This window comes from Streptomyces sp. NPDC008317, from assembly GCF_042955955.1.
Classification (GTDB): Bacteria; Actinomycetota; Actinomycetes; order Streptomycetales; family Streptomycetaceae; genus Actinacidiphila.
This window is the reverse complement of sequence record NZ_JBIBFQ010000006.1, coordinates 416,200-435,213: the sequence shown is the minus strand read 5'-3', so window position 1 is coordinate 435,213 and position 19,014 is coordinate 416,200. Positions and strand designations below refer to the sequence as shown.

Genomic DNA, 19,014 nt, shown 5'->3' with positions numbered 1-19,014 from the left:
CAGGGGAGAGGGGCGCCATGACACGGGAAGAACCGCTCTCCGCGCGCGACATCGCCGTCCTGGCCATCGCCGCCCGCACCTGGACCGGACCGGGACCGCGCGAACGGGCCATACGCGAACGCCTCGGCATGTCCCCGACCGCGTACTTCCAGCTCCTCAACGCCCTGCTGGACGACCCCCGGGCCGTCGCCCACGACCCGGTGACGGTCAACCGGCTGCGCAAGGAGCGCGACGCCCGCCGCGACCTGCGCTGACGGCCCGCGCGGGGCGCGCGTGCCACCGTACGCCGGGCATGCGCCCGGGGGACGCGGGTAGGGTCGGCTGCATGGCCTCCGCCGACATCCCCGCCCCCACCACGCCCGAGGGAAAGGAAGGTCTCGCGGCGCTGCTCGCGCGGCCGGAACGCGCCGTCGTCGCCCTTGACTTCGACGGCACCCTCGCCCCGATCGTGCCCGACCCCGAGCAGGCCCGCGCCCACCCCGGCGCCGTCCCCGCCCTCGTCAGGCTCGCCCCGCACCTCGCCGCCGTCGCCGTCGTCACCGGCCGCCCGGCGGGCGTCGCCGTACGCTACGGCGGCTTCGCCGGGGTCGCGGGACTCGAACACCTCGTCGTGCTCGGCCACTACGGCGCCGAGCGCTGGGACGCGCCCACCGGCTCCGTCCACACCCCCGGCGACCACCCCGGCGTCACCTCGGTCCGCGCCGAGCTGCCCGGCTTCCTCGACCGCAACGGCGCCTGGCGCGGCACCTGGGTGGAGGACAAGGGCCGCGCGGTCGCCGTCCACACCCGCCGCGCCGAGGACCCCGACGCCGCCTTCGAGGCGCTGCGCGGTCCGCTGGCCGAACTCGCCGCCCGGCACGGCCTCATGGTCGAGCCCGGCCGCTTCGTCCTCGAACTGCGCCCGCCCGGCGTGGACAAGGGCGTCGCCCTGGCCGCCTACCTCCGCGAGGTCGGCGCCGGCTCGGTGCTCTACGCGGGCGACGACCTCGGCGACCTCGCCGCCTTCGCCGCCGTCCAGGCCCTGCGCGAGGACGGCCTGCCCGGCCTGCTCGTCGCCAGCGCCGCGCCCGAGACGCCCGAGGAAGTCCTCCGCGCCGCCGACCTCGCCGTCCCCGGCCCCGAGGGCGTCGTCTCCCTCCTCGACGCCCTCGCGGACGCCCTGGACTGAGCCCGGACCCGGTGCTCAGCCGTCCAGGGCGTGCAGCTGGTCCAGGAACCAGCGGGACGGGGGGAGCGCGGTGGCCGCGTCGGCGAGGCGCTTGGTGCGCTCGGCGCGGTCCGCCTCCGGGAGAGTGAGGGCCGTGTGCAGGGCGGCGGCGGTCTCGCGGATGTCGTACGGGTTGACGACGATCGCGTCGTCGCCCAGCTCGGCGAAGGCGCCCGCCTCGCGGGACAGCACCAGGGCCACCCCGTTGTCGGAGACGACGGGGACCTCCTTGGCGACGAGGTTCATGCCGTCCCTGATCGGGTTGACCAGGGCCACGTCGGCGAGCCGGTAGGCGGCCAGGGAGCGGGCGAAGTCGTCGTCGACCTTGAGCAGCACCGGCTGCCAGTCGGGCGTGCCGAATTCGGCGTTGATCTCCTCGGCCAGCCGGGCGACCCCCTCGGTGTACTCGCGGTAGACCGCGAGATCCTGCCGGGAGGGGTAGGCGAAGGCGACGTGGACGACCCGGCTGAGCCATTCGGGGTGCTCCTGGAGGAGCTGCCGGTAGGCGAGCAGGCCGCGCACGATGTTCTTGGACAGTTCCGTACGGTCCACGCGCACGATCAGTTTGCGGTCGGCACCCGTCTCCGACCGCAGCCGGGTGATGCGCTCGGCGACGTCCGGGCGGTGCGAGCGCTCGCGCAGGAAGTCGCCGTCGGCGCCGAGGCCGTGCACGCCGAGCCGGGTCGTACGGCCGCGGTGGGTGACCGCCCGGCCGTCGTCGCCGAGCGTGGCGCCCAGCACGCTGACGCAGCACGCGGCGAAGGCGTCGGCCCAGCGCCGGGTCAGGAACGCGGCGCGGTCCGCGCCGAGGATGCCTTCGAGCAGTTCTGCGGCGATGTCGTCGGGCAGCAGCCGGAAGTAGTCCGGCGGCGCCCACGGGGTGTGCGTGAAGTGGCCGATCCGCAGGTCGGGGCGGCGGGCCCGGAGCAGCGCCGGGACCAGCGACAGGTGGTAGTCCTGCACCAGGACGTGCGCGCCGTCCGCCGCCTCCTCCGCCAGCGCCTCGGCGAACGCCTCGTTGTACGCCTGGTACGCCGCCCACTGGCCGCGGAAGTCCTCGTCGAAGAGCGGCTCGAACGGCGTCTGGTAGAGCAGGTGGTGGACGAACCACAGCACCGAGTTGGCGATGTCGTTGTACGCGGCCTCGAAGACGCTCTCCTCGACGGCGATCATCCGGGCGCCCGGCTCGCCGACCCCGCGCCGTACCGCCTCACGGTCGCCCTCGCCCAGGGCCGCGCACACCCACACCGCGTCCGCCTCGGGTCCGATCGCGCTCAGGCCCGACACCAGGCCGCCGCCGCCGCGTCTGCTGCTCAGCTCCCCGTCGTCCCCCAGCGCATACGAAACCGGCCCCCGATTCGAAGCGACCAGAATCCGTGCCGCACGCGTTTCGACCATGCCGCCAGCCTAGCCGCGTGGGCTCCGCCCCAAACGTCGTGGACCCTCCTGCTCCGTAGGAGACCGCGCCGGTCAGCCCCGCGGCCCCGGCGGCGCGGGCGCCTGGCGGGGGAGCCGTCAGGCGGCGCGGCGGGCGAGGTATTCGGGGAGGTGGGCCATGGGCGGGCGTTCGTCGACGTCGACGGGGTGGGTGAGCGGGGTGAACCCCCCGGAGGGGTCCCGGTGGAACTGGGTGAGGCGGGGGCGGACCAGGGGCGCCCGGGACAGCCGCAGGCTCGCCGTGCGATAGATGGCGGCCGACATCCGCCCGAGCGCCTGCCCGTCCTGATGCCGGTGGTGCCGGACGCCCACGTCCACCTGCCCGAGCGCGTCGAGCCCCGCCAGGGACAGGGCGTCGATGAGCATGCCCAGCTCCACGCCGTACCCGACGGGGAACGGCAGCCGCTCCAGCAGCGAGCGCCGCGCCGCGTACTCCCCGCCCAGCGGCTGGACGAAGCCCGCCAGCCGCGGCCAGTGCAGATTGAGCAGCGGCCGGGCGACCAGCTCGGTGACCCGCCCGCCGCCCGCCGGCACCACCGCGCCGCCGGTCTCCAGCGGCCGGTCGTACATCGCCTTGACCAGCTCCACGTCCGGCTCGGTGAGCAGCGGCCCGACGATCCCCGACACGAAGCGCGAGTCGAACGAGCGCAGGTCCGCGTCCACGAAACAGACGATCTCGCCGCGGGTGACCAGCAGCGACCGCCACAGCACCTCACCCTTGCCGGGCAGCGCGGGCAGCCGCGGCAGGATCGCGTCGCGCTGCACCACCCGCGCCCCGGCCCGCGCCGCGACCTGCGCCGTACGGTCGCGGGAGCCGGAGTCGACCACGACCAGCTCGTCGACCAGCGGCACCTCGTCGGTCATCAGGTCGCGGCGGATCGTCGCCACGATCTCGCCGACCGTCGCCTCCTCGTCGAGCGCGGGCAGCACCACGCTGACCGTGCCCTGCGGCCCCGCGGCCCGCTTCGCGGCGAGCAGCAGGTCGAGCGGCCGGTCGGCGGCGGACCAGGACCGCCGCTCCAGCCACCGCTCCACCTCATCGAGCACGATCCCGTCCCCTTTTCGTACGGTGGGAGCCCTCAGAAACCAGCCGGACGGCCGCCCCAGCGGCCATCTCGCCGTTCGGACGACTATCTCAACTGTCACGCTTGTCGGTTACAGTCTTGAACAACGCGTATGACCGCCGCATGCCGGGGGTCGTAGCGCGGGACAAACGCGTCGCCGCCGCACAGAAGGCGGGCAGGCGCCATACCGCTCATCCAGAGGGGCAGAGGGAACGGCCCGTTGAAGCCCCGGCAACCCTCCCGCCGACCGCGAGGTCACACGGTGGGGAAGGTGCCAATTCCGTCTTGTGGCGACGTACGTCACAAGGAAGATGAGGAGAAAGGGCCTCGCCATCATGGCTGTGCAGACCGTCGCCAGCACCCACGACAGCACCAGCACTCCCCCCTTCGGACCCGCCTCCGCGCTGTCCTGCCGGGAGTGCGGCACCCGCTTCCCGCTGAGCCCGATCTTCGCCTGCGAGGAGTGTTTCGGGCCCCTCGAAGTCGCGTACGACCTGCCGCTCGGCGACCCCGAGTCGCTGCGCAAGCGGATCGAGGCGGGACCCACCAGCATCTGGCGGTACGCGCCGCTGCTGCCGGTCCCCGCCGACGTCACCGACAAGCCCAACCTCCACCCGGGCTGGACCAAGCTCGTCAAGGCCGACAACCTCGCCCGTGAACTGGGCATCACCGGCGGCCTGCACATCAAGGACGACTCCGGCAATCCGACGCACTCCTTCAAGGACCGCGTCGTCGCCATCGCCCTGGAGGCCGCTCGCACCTTCGGCCTCACCACGCTCTCCTGCTCCTCCACCGGCAACCTCGCGGGCGCCGTCGGCGCCGCCGCCGCGCGCGCCGGTTTCCGCTCCTGCGTGTTCATCCCGCACGACCTGGAGGCGGGCAAGGTCGTCATGGCCGCGGTCTACGGCGGCGAACTGGTCGGCATCGAGGGCTCGTACGACGACGTGAACCGCTTCTGCTCCGAGCTGATCGGCGACCCGATCGGCGAGGGCTGGGGCTTCGTCAACGTCAATCTGCGGCCCTACTACGGCGAGGGCTCCAAGACCCTGGCGTACGAGATCTGCGAACAGCTCGGCTGGCGCATCCCCGACAACCTGGTGATCCCGATCGCGTCCGGCTCCCAGCTCACCAAGATCGACAAGGGCCTGCGCGAGCTGATCGCGCTCGGCCTGGTCGAGGACAAGCCGTACAAGATCTACGGCGCCCAGGCCGAGGGCTGCTCGCCGGTCTCGGCGGCGTTCAAGGCGGGGCACGACGTGGTGCGGCCGGTGAAGCCGGACACCATCGCCAAGTCGCTGGCGATCGGCAATCCGGCGGACGGCCCGTACGTGCTGGACATCGCCCGGCGGACCGGTGGCGCGGTCGACGACGTGAACGACGAGCAGGTCGTGGACGCGATCAAGCTGCTCGCGCGCACCGAGGGGATCTTCGCGGAGACCGCGGGCGGGGTGACCGTGGGGGTGCTGAAGAAGCTGATCGAGACCGGGCAGCTCGACCCGGCCGCCGAGACCGTCGTCCTCAACACCGGCGACGGACTGAAGACTTTGGACGCGGTGGCACCGACCACCGGCCCGACCGCCACCATCCGCCCGACCCTTGACGCGTTCCGAGAGGCTGGCCTCGCATGAGTGCTTCTGTTCGTATCCCCACCATTCTCCGCACCTACACCGGCGGCCAGGCCGAGGTTCCGGCCGAGGGCGGCACGCTGGCCGAGGTGATCGACTCGCTGGAGAAGAATCACGCGGGCATTTCGGCGCGCGTTCTCGACGACACCGGAAAACTCCGTCGTTTCGTGAACGTCTATGTCAACGACGACGATGTTCGCTTTTCCGACGGTCTCGCCACCGCTGTCCCCGACGGCGCGAGCGTTTCGATCATTCCGGCGGTAGCGGGCGGCTGATCAACTTCCCGTAACGGCCCGGCTACACCTGCCGTTTTGTGCCCCGTTCACCCTTTTGCGGTGGATGGGGCACAGTGCTGTAGGGGGGCCGGACCGGGCCGAACGGCCGTGTCCGGGGCGGTAGTTGAAAGGTTGTACTGTTGCCACGGGCAAGTTGCCGCCGCGAACGGTCAGTGCGGCGATTTATCGCCAAATTCACGTGTGGATTGTCGCATAGGCGACGTATGTCCGGTCCGAGATGCCCCGCCATAGCGCCCTATTCTGGTGTATTTCCGATCGGTCGCTCCCCGAATTCTCGTCCGATTGACCTGTTGCAGAGGGCATCCGTGCAGATACATTCAGCCGCGGTCGACGCGTTCCGGCGCACACCACCAGGGATCCCCTGTCGCTCAGACAACGGCTTCCCCGGCGGTGAGGTCTGACCCGGACCCGCGGAGTGCGGGGCCGCGATAGGGCCAGTAATAGGGGAGTTAGGAATGGCTCAGGGCACCGTCAAGTGGTTCAACGCGGAGAAGGGCTACGGCTTCATCGCGGTCGACGGTGGTGCGGATGTCTTCGTCCACTACAGCGCGATTCAGATGGACGGTTACCGCACCCTCGAAGAAGGCCAGCGGGTCGAGTTCGAGATCTCGCAGGGTCAGAAGGGGCCGCAGGCGGACATGGTCCGGCTGGCCACCGCCTGACGGCCCGGCGCGCTCGGCGACCGACACGACGCACTCACGCACCAAGGGTCCGTACCTCTCAGGGGGGACGGGCCCTTCGTGCGTGGCCCGGAGTTGTCCACAGGCGCTTGCACTCGATGGGGTCGAGTGCTAATCATTGGCGTTAGCACTCTCCTAGTGAGAGTGCTGAAGGACCGGGTCGGTGAGGCCCGCCCGGCCGCCGGGAAGGAACCGGCGACCAGGTCGGCCGTCCGTCGCGGGCACCACACGGTCCGAGCCGTCGCCCCCTGCTCCGGTGGGGGAACCCCAGTCCGCGGAGGACACTTCACATGGCAAAGATCATCGCGTTCGACGAGGAGGCACGGCGCGGTCTCGAGCGCGGGATGAACCAGCTCGCCGACGCCGTCAAGGTCACCCTCGGCCCGAAGGGCCGCAACGTCGTCCTCGAGAAGAAGTGGGGCGCCCCCACGATCACCAACGATGGTGTGTCCATCGCCAAGGAGATCGAGCTCGAGGACCCGTACGAGAAGATCGGCGCGGAGCTGGTCAAGGAGGTCGCGAAGAAGACCGACGACGTCGCGGGTGACGGCACCACCACCGCGACCGTCCTGGCCCAGGCGCTGGTCAAGGAAGGTCTGCGCAACGTCGCGGCCGGCGCCAACCCGATGGCCCTCAAGCGCGGCATCGAGAAGGCCGTCGAGGCCGTCTCCGCCGCTCTGCTGGAGCAGGCCAAGGACGTGGAGACCAAGGAGCAGATCGCTTCGACCGCCTCCATCTCCGCCGCCGACACCCAGATCGGCGAGCTGATCGCCGAGGCCATGGACAAGGTCGGCAAGGAAGGCGTCATCACCGTCGAGGAGTCGCAGACCTTCGGGCTCGAGCTCGAGCTCACCGAGGGCATGCGCTTCGACAAGGGCTTCATCTCCGCCTACTTCGCGACCGACCTGGAGCGTATGGAGGCGTCGCTCGACGACCCGTACATCCTGATCGTCAACTCCAAGATCTCCTCGGTGAAGGACCTGCTCCCGCTGCTGGAGAAGGTCATGCAGTCCGGCAAGCCGCTGCTGATCATCGCCGAGGACGTCGAGGGCGAGGCCCTGTCGACCCTGGTGGTCAACAAGATCCGCGGCACCTTCAAGTCCGTCGCCGTCAAGGCGCCCGGCTTCGGTGACCGTCGCAAGGCCATGCTCGGCGACATCGCCATCCTCACCGGTGGCACCGTCATCTCCGAAGAGGTCGGCCTCAAGCTGGAGAACGCGGGCCTGGACCTGCTCGGCCGCGCCCGTACCGTCGTCATCACCAAGGACGAGACCACCATCGTCGACGGTGCCGGTGACAGCGACCAGGTCGCCGGGCGGGTCAACCAGATCCGCGCCGAGATCGACAACAGCGACTCGGACTACGACCGCGAGAAGCTCCAGGAGCGCCTGGCGAAGCTGGCCGGCGGCGTGGCCGTCATCAAGGCCGGTGCCGCCACCGAGGTCGAGCTCAAGGAGCGCAAGCACCGCATCGAGGACGCGGTGCGCAACGCGAAGGCCGCCGTGGAAGAGGGCATCGTCGCCGGTGGCGGCGTGGCCCTGCTCCAGGCGACCGCGGTGTTCGAGAAGCTGGAGCTCGAGGGCGACGAGGCGACCGGTGCCAACGCCGTGAAGCTCGCGCTGGAGGCCCCGCTGAAGCAGATCGCCGTCAACGGTGGTCTCGAAGGCGGCGTCATCGTCGAGAAGGTGCGCAACCTGCCCGTCGGCCACGGCCTCAACGCCGCGACCGGTGAGTACGTCGACATGATCGCCGAGGGCATCATCGACCCGGCGAAGGTCACGCGCTCCGCGCTCCAGAACGCGGCCTCCATCGCCGCGCTGTTCCTCACCACCGAGGCCGTCATCGCCGACAAGCCGGAGAAGGCCGCCCCCGGCGGCGCTCCGGGCGGCATGCCCGGCGGTGACATGGACTTCTGATCCACGGGGCGCGAGCCCGGATCAGCAGGACCGCACGACGGCACCCCCCGGTCACCCGGGGGGTGCCGTCTTTGTGTCCGGCGCATTGTTCGGAACAATTCACCAAGACTGTCCCAAAACGGGGCAATTTTGAATTACCGTCAGATGCCGGTAGCAGGACAAGTACGGGGGGTACCGGGGTCAAACCTGCTGCTAGGCTCTCATTGCTTGGCAAGTGTCATGCGCAAGTGTTCCGCATTTTTGTTCGGATTTGAAAGAGATTCCGCAAATGGCGGCCCCTCGCCTGAAGAGAGCCTCATGACGTCCTACTTACATGATCCAGCACTTTGGGGCCTGATCGCAGGTACTCCTGTCGCCGCGACCGCGATTGCGCTCAGCCGGAAAACTAATGCGAAGCTCCGTGCCGCGCTCGCCGAGCAGTCGGCGCGCCGCGCCTCCCTGGAAGTCGGCCGCGAGCAGATCGTGGATGAGGCCAGACGCCGGGCCGAGGAGGGCACCAAGAGCGTGCTCAAGGCCGCCATGCGCACCCTCCAGGGTCTGGCGGGCGAGCAGCAGGTCGCCATCGCGAAGCTCCAGCGGGAGAACGGCGAGCACGCGGCGCTCCAGGGCCTGTTGGACGTGGACCACGGCAACGCGCAGTTCACCCGGCGCGCCCAGTCCATAGCCGTGCTCTGCGACGGCTGGCTCGGCCGCCGCAAGAACGCGGCGTCCGTCTACGACGTGGTCCGCAGCGCCAAGGGCCGCATCCGGCATTTCACGCGCGTGGAAATCCGTTCGCAGAGCAATTTCGCGGTGGTGAGCCGCGCGGTCGAACCGGTCGCACTCGCCCTTTCCGAACTGCTCGACAACGCCACGAGTTATTCGGCCCCTGAAACGTCCATCGAAATTAATATCCAGCCCGTGCCCAAGGGCGTCTGCATCGTCGTCGACGACGCGGGTGTCGGCATGAGCGACGAAGAGAAGACGCTGGCGGGAGAACTCCTCACCGGCCAGCGCACTCCGGGTGTTTCCGGCCTCGGAAATCCGCCGCAATTCGGTTTCGCGGTGATCGGCGTACTCGCCAACCGTTACGGATTCAGCGTCTCGGTGGATTCCACCTCGCCGTACGGCGGAGTGCGCGCCGTGCTGCTGCTCCCCGACGAACTCCTCACCACCACCATCGAGCCCGAGGAGACTCCCGTCGTGGGTGAAGCGTCCGAGCCGGTGGAGCAGAGCGCGCCCGAGCCGGTGGTGCCCGCCACCACCTTCGGCGGCCTGCCCAAGCGGCGGCGCTTCCGGCACCCGATCTCGATAGTGCCCACGGCCGAGGAGCGGTCCGACGACAGAACCGGTGACAGGGCCGGGGACAGAGTCGAGCGGGCGCCCGAGCCGGTGCGCGACAGCCACGAAGTCGCCTCCCGCATGGGCGCGTTCCAGCGGGGCACTCAGTCCGGCCGCCGTTCCATCGGCGCGAGCAGCGAAGGGCAGGACGCCCAATGAGCCCAATGATCGGAAGAGATCTGTCGTGGATGCTCGACAGCGCCCTTGAGGTGCCCGAGGCCCGGCACGCGATCCTGGTGTCGGCCGACGGCCTGCTGATGGCCCGCTCCAACGAGGTCGGCAGGGACCACGCCGACACCGTCGCGGCGGCGATGAGCGGCATGCAGTCGCTGAGCCGTACGGTGTCCGACTTCGTCGGCGGCGACGACCGCCGCCAGGAGTGGCGGCAGACCCTGGTGGAGTTCGACCACGGCTGGGTCTTCCTCATCTCGGCAGGTGAAGGCGCCTATCTCGCGGTCTCCGCGTCCCCGGACGCGGACCTCGCGGAGATCACCTTCCGGATGCAGCAGCTCGTCGGCCAACTCGGCAAGGTGCTGACCACACCTCCTCGCGAGAACGCTGACGTCAATTGACGGGCGAACCGGAGCTGGAGTTAGAAGCCACGGAATTAGTACGCCCGTATGTGATCACCAACGGTCGCGAGCTTCCGGTCGACGGCGGCTTCACGATGATCACACTGGTCGCCGTATCCGAAAACGCGCCCCGGACAAGGGTTCTTGATCCCGAGAAGCTGCGGGTGATGGAACTGTGCTCGGGCGGTTATCTCGCGGTCGCGGAGATCGCCGCGCACACCGGGCTGCCGATGGGCGTGGTCAAGATCCTTCTGTCGGATCTGGTGGAGGACGGGTATCTGCTCGCGCGGGCACCCGTTCCCCGCGCGCAGTTGGTCGAGAGGGAACTGCTGGAGGAGGTGCTGCATGGGCTCCGGGCTCGCTTCGGATAGGGACAGTGCTCCCCAGACGCCGCGCGAGAACGTCTATCTGCCCAGTTCGGTACGGACGGTCGCCAAGATCCTCGTGGTCGGGCACTTCGCCGTGGGCAAGACGACGTTCATCGGCACCATGTCGGAGATCCCGCCGCTGCGCACCGAGGAAGTGATGACGCAGGCCAGCGCGGACATCGACGACCTCAGGGGCGCGCCCAACAAGACCACCACCACGGTCGCGATGGACTTCGGCCGGCTGACCCTCAGCGACGAACTGGTGCTGTACATGTTCGGTACGCCGGGCCAGCAGCGGTTCGTGCGGCTGTGGGAGGACCTGTCGCGCGGCGCGCTCGGCGCGCTCGTGCTGGTCGACCCGCTGCGGCTCCAGGAGTCCTTCCCCGTGATGGACCTCGTGGAGCGGCACGGTCTGCCGTACGCCATCGCCGTGAACCGCTTCGACGGTGCGCCCCCGCACTCGCTCGAAGAGGTGCGCGAGGCGCTGGATCTGCTTCCCGAGACCCCGGTGGTCTCGTGCGACGCACGCGACGAGCGGTCATCGGCGGGTTCACTGATCGCTCTGGTGCAGTATTTGCAGTCTCGCCTCAACTAGTAGGTCACCGCAGGTAGTTCAGGTAGCTCAGGTATTTCAACGAGGAGCACAGGCATGCAGACCCCTCCGGACTTCCAGGCCCCGCCGCCCGGCTGCCCCGCGCACGACAGCGGCCAGAGTGTGCCGCTGTACGGCCCGGAGTTCGCCGCCGCTCCGGAGGCGTTCTACTCCTACATGCGGCAGTTCGGCCCGAGCGCTCCGGTGGAGCTGGCGCCGGGCGTGGAGGCCGAACTCGTCACGGACTACACCGAGGCGCTGCGGGTCCTCCAGAACCCGGGCACCTTCGCCCGCGACTCGCGCCGCTGGCGCGCGATGAACGAGGGTCAGATACCGGCGGACAGCCCGGTGATGGGGATGATGGCCTACCGGCCGAATCTGCTGTTCTCCGACGGCGCCGAGCACATGCGGCTGCGGCAGGCGGCGACCGACAGCCTGGCCATGGTCGACTCGCACCGGCTGAGCCGGCACGTCGACCAGGTCGCCTCGTATCTGATCAGCCAGTTCAGCGCCAAGGGGCGGGCCGACCTGGTCGCCGACTACGCGCAGCAGGTGCCGCTGCTGGTCTTCAACGACCTCTTCGGCTGCACCGAGGACATCGGCAACCGGCTGGTGTTCGGGATCTCCGGCATCTTCGATGGCATCGATGTCGAGAAGTCGCTGGAGGTGCTGACCGGGGCGCTGGTCGAACTGGTCGAGCTGAAGCGGACCACGCCGGGCGAGGACATCACCTCCTGGATGATGCAGCACCGCTCCGCGCTGACCACCGAGGAGATGATCCACCAGCTCTTCCCGATGATCGCCGCGGGTACCGAGCCGGTGCAGAACATGATCTCCAGCGCGCTGCGGCTGCTGCTGTCCGACGACAAGTACGCCGACAGCCAGCACATGGCGGGCCTGCTGGTCGAGGACGCGCTCAACGACGTGCTGTGGAACTACCCGCCGATGGCCAACTACGGCGTGCACTACCCGGTGCACGACGTGGACCTCGCCGGGATCACGCTGCGCGCGGGCGACCCCGTGGTGATCAGTTACGCGGCGGCCAACACCGACCCGAGCCTGGGCGGCGGCGGCCAGACGATGAGCAAGCGGGCGCACCTGGGCTGGGGCGCGGGTCCCCATGTCTGCCCGGCCAAGGACCCGGCCACGCTGATCTCGCTGCGGGCCATCGAGAAGCTGCTCAACACGCTGCCGGACATCGACCTGGCGGTGCCGGTGGAGAGCCTGACCTGGCGTCCGGGCCCCTTCCACCGCGCGCTCACCTCGCTGCCCGCCCGGTTCACCCCGGCGCGGCAGCCGGTCCGCTCGCAGGAGAGCCAGTCGGCTCAGGCTCCGGCCGACCACACGCAGGGCAAGCCGAAGGCGGCCAGCCGCTGGAGCTCGTTCCTCAACTGGCTCAAGGCGTAACACGCGGCGACGCACAAGTCGAAAACCGGCCGACCGCGGCTTCGCGGTCGGCCGGTTTCGATAAAGAACGGACCTGGCCGGAAATCATCGCCGACGGTGTGACGCTTGCCACAATTACGAGCAGTGTCCGATCGGATACGCATCTCGCGCCCGGGGTATGCAGGACAGGTCAATCCGGCCTGGCATTGAGGACCAAGGAGAAATGCCGCCATGGTCACACCGTATTCGGTCGCCCCCACCGACCGGCGAAGAGTTGTATCACTTTTTTCCCGACTCCGTAAGCCCGGCGGACAGGAAAGTCCGCTGCCTCTTTACGACGAGCTTCGCTCGATGGGGGATGTCGTCCCAGCGCCCTGGGGCGGCCACCTGATCACGTCGTTCGGCCTCAGTGACCAGGTGCTGAGGGACCGGGCCTGGCGTGTGACCGACAACGAATGGGCCGCCAGGCAAGGCCAGGGAACGCGCTGGAGCGCGCCTTCCTCACGGCAGATCGGTCAGACTCTGGTCCGGCTCAATCCACCGCATCACACATTGATGCGCCGCTCGGTCGGAAATATGTTCGACCGGAGGGCGCTCGGTGACATTCGGATATCGGTGGAAAAGACAACGGACCGCCTGGTCGGCCGGCTCGCGGAACGCCTGCGCGACGGAGTGGCCGATTTTGTCTCACTGGTGAGCGAGGAGCTGCCGGTGCGCGCGATAGGGGAGTGGATGGGTTTGCCCTCCGCTGACTTCCCCCTTTTGCGGGACTTGACCCACGCCCAGGTGTTCACCCAGGAGCTGCTGCCCACCCCGAGCCAGCTCGCGATCTCCGACGAAGCCACCGTGACACTGCACCAGTACTTCGCCGCGCTGGTGCGCGAAAGGCGCAGGTCACCGGGGGACGACCCGGTCTCGCAGTGGCTGCGCACCTGGGACGGGCTGGAGCCGGACCGCGACCGCGCCGACGAGGCCGTCTACTACCTCGCGCTGCTGGTGGTGCTCGCCGCCCTGGAGACCACCTCCAATCTGCTGTCCACCATGACGTGGCTGATCGCCGAGCACCCCCGCCAGATGGGCTGGCTGCGCGCCCACCCGCAGGACATCCCCGGCGCCGTCGAGGAGGTGCTGCGCTACGACCCGCCGATACACGTCGTGACGCGGGTCGCGGGCGACGACATGACGCTCGCGGGCATCGAGGTGCCCAAGGACGAGACCGTCCACCTGATGCTCGCCGCCGCCAACCACGACCCCGCGCAGTACGCCGACCCGCACATCTTCGACATCCGCCGCAAGGTCAGCCACCTCAGCTTCGGCGGCGGCATCCACTACTGCGTCGGCGCCCCGCTGGCCAGGATGGAGGCCACCGCGCTGCTGACCGCGCTGCTCAGGAAGCTGCCGGGACTGAGCGTCCACCGCGACCCCGAGTGGGCGCCGCGGGTCGCCTTCCGGCGGATGACGACACTGACGGTGTCCGACTCCGCGTCCGCCCGCGTCCCCGAACAGGCGGGCCCCAGAGACCTGTAGGCCGCACGCGGCACGACCGTACGAGAGAACCGGTGGCGAACGACAGCATGATGAACTACTTCAAGGTCCTGCGCGTCAGCCAGGAAGGAGCGCTGCTGCGCGTACGGCTGAACACCCCGGAGACCGGGAACGCCGTCACCGGCCCGGTCCTGGACGAACTGCTGGCCGTACTGCGCTCGGTGCAGGACCACCCCGGCATACGGGTGCTCGAACTCTCCGGCGCCGGCGAGCACTTCTGCCTCGGCGGCGACCGCAGGGAATTCGCCGAGTCGCTGGCCGCCGACCCCACGGGGTCCGGCCTGCGCACCATGGGCAACAAGGCGCGGCAGGTGTGCGAGGCGCTCGCCACGCTCGGCGCCGTCACCGTCGCGCGGGTGCACGGCGACGTGATCGGCGCGGGCGTGGCGCTCGCGATGTTCTGCGACCTGCGGGTCGGCGCCGACACCAGCCGGTTCCGGCTGCCCGAGCTGGCGTTGGGCCTGCCGCCCGCCTGGGGCGGCATCCTGCCCCGGCTGCTCAACGAGGTGGGAGCCGCCCGCATCCGCGAACTCGTCCTCACCGGCGAGGCGTTCGACGCGGCCAGGGCCGTCGAGCTGTCCGTCCTGCACAAGGCCGTGCCCGAGGCCGGGCTGGACGCCGCCGTCGACCAGTGGGCGCGGCCCATGCTCCGCCGCTCCCCGGCCGCGCTGCGCGCCGCCAAGACGATGCTCAACGCGTACGGCGGCGCCCACCGCCTGGCGGACGCCACCCTCTTCGACGGCGAATGGCTGGCCTCGGTGATGATGGCGGCCGAGTCCGCCAAGCGCCAGTGAACTCCCGCTCCCGCGCGGCTACTTCGGCGCGGCCTCCAGTGCCTGCCGCAGGTGGCCGCCCGACTCCGTCAGCAGCCGGGCCGCCGTGGCCGCGTCCACATGGGCGAGCAGCGTCAAGATGGCGTGCTTGACCTCGCCGTCGGTGGCGGTCAGCGCGTCCTCGATCGCCTCCTCGTCCGCGCCGGTGGCCAGCGCGACGATCCGCCGCGAGCGCGCCCGCAGCTTTTCGTTGGAGGCCCGCACGTCGACCATGAGGTTCCCGTAGGTCTTGCCGAGCCGGATCATCGTGATGGTCGAGAGCATGTTGAGCACGAGCTTCTGCGCGGTGCCGGACTTCAACCGGGTGGAACCGGCGATCAGTTCGGGCCCGACGACGACCTCGATGCCGTGGTCGGCCGCCGCCGCGAGCGGCGAGTCCGCGTTGCAGGACAGGCCCACGGTGAGCGCCCCCGTGGCGCGCGCGTACTCCACCGCGCCGACCGCGTAGGGAGTGCGCCCGGAGGCGGAGACGCCGACGACGCTGTCGGCCGGGGTCAGTCCGAGCGCGGCGAGGTCGGCGGCGGCCAGCTCCTTGCTGTCCTCCGCGCCCTCGATGGAGGTGATCATCGCGGACGGGCCGCCCGCGATCAGTCCGAGCACCTCGCGTCCCGGCGTGGTGTTGAAGGTCGGCGGGCACTCGCTCGCGTCGAGCACGCCGAGCCTGCCCGCCGTACCGGCGCCCGCGTAGATCAGCCGTCCGCCGCGTTCCATCCGGGCGGCGATCCCGTCGATGGCGGCGGCGATCACGGGCAACTGCCCGGCGACCGCGGCCGGAACGGTGGCGTCCTCACCGTTCATGGTCCGCGCGATCTCCAGGGTGGGCATCCGGTCGATCTCGGCGAGCTCGGGCCGGAACGCCTCGGTGGTGAGGGTCTCCAGCTCGCGGCGCAGCTCGGTGTAGTGCGACATATGCGGCTCGTTCATCCTTCTGCTGTGGGGGTCGTGGAGTGGTGCGGACCGGCCGTCAGGCGCGGCCCGAGCGGGGACTGTGCCGGTGCGCGAGCGCTTCGTACGAGGCGGACAGCGCCGGGGCCGCGGTCTCGTAGGTGCGCTGCGCGACGCCGATGAACAGACAGTCGACGACGAGGAGCTGACTCGTACGACTGGACATCGCGGCGGGCCGCAGCTCGCTCTCGCGGGAGGTGGACGTGGTCAGCACCAGATCGGCGTACTGCGTGACCGCGCCGTCCGCCCGGCCGGTGATGGCGATGGTCGTCGCCCCCCGGTCGAACGCGGCCCGCAGCGGCTCGATGACGTCGTGCGTACTGCCCGAGTGCGTGATGGCCAGCGCCACATCGCCCGGCTTGAGCTGTACGGCGTTGGTGACCGCCAGGTGCGGGTCGGCGTGCGCGTGCGCGATCAGGCCGATCCGCAGCAGCTTCTGCGCCAGGTCCTGGCCGACCAGCGCGGACGCGGCTATCCCGTAGATGTCGGTCCGCCGCGCGGCGGCCAACGCGGCGACGGCGGCCTCCAGTTGGCCCATGTCGAGCTGGGCGGCGGTGTCGGCGAGGGTCTGCTGCTCCTCCATGGCCAGCTTGGTGACCACGTCGGCGAGCGGGTCGTCGACGGCGATGTCGGCGGTGACGGCGGGCGGCGCCCCGGTGGCCTGCTGGGCGGCGAGCGCGGCCAGCGCCAGCCGCAGATCGCGGTAGCCGGGGTAGCCCAGCAGCCGGGCGGTGCGGACGACGGTCGCCTCGCTGGTGCCGGTACGCACCGCGAGCGCCGTGACGGTCAGATGGGCACAGCCCGCCGGATCACCCGCGACGGCTTCCGCGACCCGGTGCATGGACCGGGTCATCGACGGCGCGAGGGTGCGGACCTTGGCGGCGAGGGCCCCCGGGTCGGGGGGCGTGACGGGGAGGACGGGCGCGCCGGACACGCCGCGGAGGGCGCGGACGCTCGGGGAGAAAGTTTCCTTCACGCTATAGGTCACCTTCTGAAAGGTATTTTCAGAGACGGCCGTACGTCAAGGCACCCGACGATCACGGCGTCCGCGTCCGCCGGGCTTGCGACAATGGAGGGATGGAAGGTGAAACCGTGCTGCATGGTGCCCGCGCTCTCGTGCTGTCCGACCTCAGCGCCCGCGGTGTCGCGGAGGCCGATATCGTCTCGCTGGTCGAGGACGCCGTCAGCAAGCGCCGCTGGTGGCTGGAGCAGTGGCCGGACGGCGCGGAGTACATCCCCGGGCTGCTCGCCCAGGACGTCCAGGACGCCCTGCTCGAACGCTACGGGCGCTGGCCGCTGTGCCCGGACTGCGACGACCCGCACGCCCTGGCCGTCGAACCCGAACTCGGCCCCGACCCGCACTGGGTCTGCGAGGCCCGCGGCGCCGTCGTCGCCCCCGTCGGCGCCCTGACCCCGGTGAACCCGGTATGACCCACGACACCGAGTCGGACCCCTCATGACCCTCTACATCGACCCGCCGACCTGGCCCGGCCACGGCCGCCACTGGTCCCACCTGGTCAGCGACGTCTCCTACGCCGAACTGCACGCCTTCGCCGCCCGCCTCGGCGCCCCGTCCCGCGCCTTCGAACGCGACCACTACGACATCCCCTCCGAGCGGTACGCCGACGCGGTCGCCCTCGGCGCGGTCGAGACCGGCAGCAAGGAGATCGTCCGCCTGCTGACCGCCGCGGGCCTGCGGCGGCGCAAATACGTCAGGCCGTGAGCGGGTCCGGCTCCGTCAGGCCGTGAGCAGCTCCAGCTCCGTCGTCAGATTGCGGCGGGCCGTGCGCTCCCACTGGTCCTTGCCGTAAGGGGTGCGGAACAGGTCGGGGAGGGCGAGGAGTTGGCGCAGGACGGCGGCGCGGCCGGCGCGGAAGGCGTCGTCGGGGACGAAGCCGTACTCGGAGCGGACGGCGGCGGCGTAGGCCGCGTAGGCGGCGGGGTCGCCGGCCAGGACGGCGAGGTCGGCGTCGCAGAGGACCTCGCCGTTGTGGTCGCCCTCGGCCGGGTCGTGGGTGACCGTCAGACGCACCAGGCGGGCGACCTCGGCGGTGCGGTCGGCGGCCACGCCCGCCTCGGGCAGGGCGCGTTCGGCGAGGTGGGCGCTGCGCTCCTCGTTCTCCGAGCGGTCGGGGCGGTAGACCGCGTCGTGGAACCAGGCGGCGAGGGCCACCGCGTCCGGATCGGCGGCGTACGCGGTCAGTTCGGTGGCGTGGTCCAGGACCGCCTGGAGATGGTCCAGCGTGTGGTAACGCCGCTGCGGTTCGGCCCAGCGGCCGAGCAGATCGGCGCCGTACGGCGCGGGGTCGGGGGCGGGCGCGTCGTCCGCTGTCGGCTCCTGGCAGCGGCGCAGCAGGTCGCACCACTCGGCGAGCAGGGCGTCGTAGCGGGGGTGAGGGGCGGCGGGCGTGAAGGACATGCCGGTAATTGTGCGCTACACGTCTCGCGCGGGAGTGACGCATGTGGCACCCTTGCTCATATGTCTAGACCAATCTTCGAGGTGATCGCCCTCGGCGCGGACGATGCCGTAGCGGCCCGGGACGGTGGCGCGGACCGCCTCGAACTGGTCACCGACATGGCCGCGGACGGGCTCACCCCCTCCCGCGCCACCTTCGGGGCGATCAGGGCGGCCGTCGACATCCCGCTGCGCGTCATGCTGCGGCTGTCCGACGGATTCAGCGCCGGTGACGCGCGCGACCTCGACGCCCTGTGCGCCGCCGCGCAGTCCCTGCGGTCCGAGGGCGCCGACGAGTTCGTCCTCGGCTTCCTCGACGACGGCGGGCGCGCCGACCTCGACGCCGTGCACGCGCTGGTCGACGTCATCGACGGCTGCCGCTGGACCTTCCACCGGGCCATCGACCGCGCCGCCGACCGCGACGCGCTCCGCCTCCAGCTCGCCGGGCTGCCGGGCCTCGACACATACCTCACCGCGGGCGCCGCGGACGGCGTGCCCGCCGGGCTCCCGGTGCTCTGCGACGAGGCCGCGCGCAGCGGCGAGCCGGGGTACGAACCCCAGCTCCTCGTCGGCGGCGGCCTGCTCCTGGAGCATGTGCCGCACCTGCGCGGCGCCGGGCTCGACGGCTTCCACGTCGGCGGCGCCGTGCGCCCCGCGGGCTGGGCCTCCCCGGTCGACGTCCGCGCGGTCGCCCGCTGGCGCGCCGCCCTGGACACCCCGGTCCCGGTCTCCTGAGGTCGGGCGGTACGGCCGTCGCGCCGCCCCGGACGGTC

21 protein-coding genes and 1 riboswitch are annotated in these 19,014 nt (G+C 70.7%); of the genes, 16 read left to right on the top strand and 5 right to left on the bottom strand.

The features are described from left to right. Positions 1–17: 17 nt before the first annotated feature. Together ACFY9V_RS22115 and otsB are read left to right on the top strand one after the other, a co-directional pair. Positions 18–254, top strand: coding sequence for a DUF3263 domain-containing protein (locus tag ACFY9V_RS22115; RefSeq protein ID WP_188285385.1), 237 nt, complete (start codon positions 18–20; stop codon positions 252–254). Between the two features lie 71 nt (positions 255–325). Continuing rightward, the gene (gene otsB, locus ACFY9V_RS22110) at positions 326–1,168 is read left to right on the top strand and encodes a trehalose-phosphatase (protein WP_391043051.1); all 843 of its coding nucleotides are present in this window, start codon (positions 326–328) and stop codon (positions 1,166–1,168) included. A 15-nt stretch (positions 1,169–1,183) separates the two neighbouring features. On the opposite strand, the gene ACFY9V_RS22105 is transcribed toward otsB, so the two are convergent. Both ACFY9V_RS22105 and ACFY9V_RS22100 read right to left on the bottom strand, forming a co-directional pair. Continuing rightward, positions 1,184–2,605 (bottom strand): trehalose-6-phosphate synthase, encoded by a 1,422-nt coding sequence (locus ACFY9V_RS22105; RefSeq protein WP_355337335.1) that lies wholly within the window; start codon positions 2,603–2,605, stop codon positions 1,184–1,186. Between the two features lie 117 nt (positions 2,606–2,722). Continuing rightward, on the bottom strand, positions 2,723–3,691 hold the full coding sequence (locus ACFY9V_RS22100) for a glucosyl-3-phosphoglycerate synthase (RefSeq protein ID WP_391162499.1): 969 nt from the start codon (positions 3,689–3,691) through the stop codon (positions 2,723–2,725). A gap of 205 nt (positions 3,692–3,896) precedes the next feature. Beyond that, a riboswitch (SAM riboswitch) is annotated at positions 3,897–4,026 on the top strand. 17 nt (positions 4,027–4,043) lie between these two features. Here ACFY9V_RS22100 and thrC point away from each other — a divergent pair. From thrC to ACFY9V_RS22045, 11 genes are all read left to right on the top strand, one after another. Further along, entirely contained in the window at positions 4,044–5,336 is a 1,293-nt protein-coding gene (gene thrC / locus ACFY9V_RS22095; RefSeq protein ID WP_355337341.1) for a threonine synthase, read from the top strand. Further along, a complete protein-coding gene (locus tag ACFY9V_RS22090) occupies positions 5,333–5,608 on the top strand; it encodes a MoaD/ThiS family protein (protein ID WP_188285379.1) in 276 nt (91 codons plus the stop codon). The genes thrC and ACFY9V_RS22090 overlap by 4 nt, the downstream gene beginning before the upstream one ends. A 476-nt stretch (positions 5,609–6,084) precedes the next feature. Further along, complete coding sequence (locus tag ACFY9V_RS22085) at positions 6,085–6,291, top strand: cold-shock protein (protein WP_093715500.1); 207 nt, start codon at positions 6,085–6,087, stop codon at positions 6,289–6,291. 308 nt (positions 6,292–6,599) lie between these two features. After that, positions 6,600–8,225 carry a chaperonin GroEL gene (gene groL / locus ACFY9V_RS22080; protein WP_188285378.1) on the top strand — a complete coding sequence of 542 codons (1,626 nt, stop codon included), beginning with the start codon at positions 6,600–6,602 and terminating at the stop codon, positions 8,223–8,225. A gap of 297 nt (positions 8,226–8,522) precedes the next feature. Then, entirely contained in the window at positions 8,523–9,704 is a 1,182-nt protein-coding gene (locus tag ACFY9V_RS22075) for an ATP-binding protein (protein WP_355337346.1), read from the top strand. Between the two features lie 8 nt (positions 9,705–9,712). Further along, the gene (locus tag ACFY9V_RS22070) at positions 9,713–10,117 is read left to right on the top strand and encodes a roadblock/LC7 domain-containing protein (RefSeq protein WP_355338031.1); all 405 of its coding nucleotides are present in this window, start codon (positions 9,713–9,715) and stop codon (positions 10,115–10,117) included. Then, positions 10,114–10,488, top strand: coding sequence for a DUF742 domain-containing protein (locus ACFY9V_RS22065; protein WP_355337348.1), 375 nt, complete (start codon positions 10,114–10,116; stop codon positions 10,486–10,488). Before ACFY9V_RS22070 ends, ACFY9V_RS22065 begins: the two co-directional genes overlap by 4 nt. After that, on the top strand, positions 10,463–11,080 hold the full coding sequence (locus ACFY9V_RS22060; protein WP_355337351.1) for an ATP/GTP-binding protein: 618 nt from the start codon (positions 10,463–10,465) through the stop codon (positions 11,078–11,080). Before ACFY9V_RS22065 ends, ACFY9V_RS22060 begins: the two co-directional genes overlap by 26 nt. A gap of 54 nt (positions 11,081–11,134) precedes the next feature. Next, on the top strand, positions 11,135–12,484 hold the full coding sequence (locus ACFY9V_RS22055) for a cytochrome P450 (RefSeq protein WP_355337354.1): 1,350 nt from the start codon (positions 11,135–11,137) through the stop codon (positions 12,482–12,484). Between the two features lie 594 nt (positions 12,485–13,078). Further along, a complete protein-coding gene (locus tag ACFY9V_RS22050) occupies positions 13,079–13,990 on the top strand; it encodes a cytochrome P450 (RefSeq protein ID WP_355337357.1) in 912 nt (303 codons plus the stop codon). A 47-nt stretch (positions 13,991–14,037) separates the two neighbouring features. After that, complete coding sequence (locus ACFY9V_RS22045) at positions 14,038–14,802, top strand: enoyl-CoA hydratase-related protein (RefSeq protein WP_391043565.1); 765 nt, start codon at positions 14,038–14,040, stop codon at positions 14,800–14,802. Positions 14,803–14,820: 18 nt separating this feature from the next. On the opposite strand, the gene murQ is transcribed toward ACFY9V_RS22045, so the two are convergent. Both murQ and ACFY9V_RS22035 read right to left on the bottom strand, forming a co-directional pair. Then, complete coding sequence (gene murQ / locus ACFY9V_RS22040; protein WP_355337360.1) at positions 14,821–15,765, bottom strand: N-acetylmuramic acid 6-phosphate etherase; 945 nt, start codon at positions 15,763–15,765, stop codon at positions 14,821–14,823. A gap of 40 nt (positions 15,766–15,805) precedes the next feature. Beyond that, a complete protein-coding gene (locus tag ACFY9V_RS22035; protein ID WP_391043062.1) occupies positions 15,806–16,774 on the bottom strand; it encodes an SIS domain-containing protein in 969 nt (322 codons plus the stop codon). A gap of 89 nt (positions 16,775–16,863) precedes the next feature. Between ACFY9V_RS22035 and ACFY9V_RS22030 the strand changes: the two genes are divergently transcribed. After that, on the top strand, positions 16,864–17,217 hold the full coding sequence (locus ACFY9V_RS22030) for a hypothetical protein (RefSeq protein WP_391043064.1): 354 nt from the start codon (positions 16,864–16,866) through the stop codon (positions 17,215–17,217). A gap of 25 nt (positions 17,218–17,242) precedes the next feature. Beyond that, positions 17,243–17,509, top strand: coding sequence for a DUF4031 domain-containing protein (locus ACFY9V_RS22025; protein ID WP_355337366.1), 267 nt, complete (start codon positions 17,243–17,245; stop codon positions 17,507–17,509). Positions 17,510–17,524: 15 nt separating this feature from the next. On the opposite strand, the gene ACFY9V_RS22020 is transcribed toward ACFY9V_RS22025, so the two are convergent. Beyond that, a complete protein-coding gene (locus tag ACFY9V_RS22020; RefSeq protein WP_391162498.1) occupies positions 17,525–18,205 on the bottom strand; it encodes a hypothetical protein in 681 nt (226 codons plus the stop codon). A gap of 60 nt (positions 18,206–18,265) precedes the next feature. On the opposite strand from ACFY9V_RS22020, the gene ACFY9V_RS22015 reads away from it, so the two are divergent. Then, positions 18,266–18,976 (top strand): copper homeostasis protein CutC, encoded by a 711-nt coding sequence (locus ACFY9V_RS22015; RefSeq protein WP_391162496.1) that lies wholly within the window; start codon positions 18,266–18,268, stop codon positions 18,974–18,976. Positions 18,977–19,014: the final 38 nt, after the last annotated feature.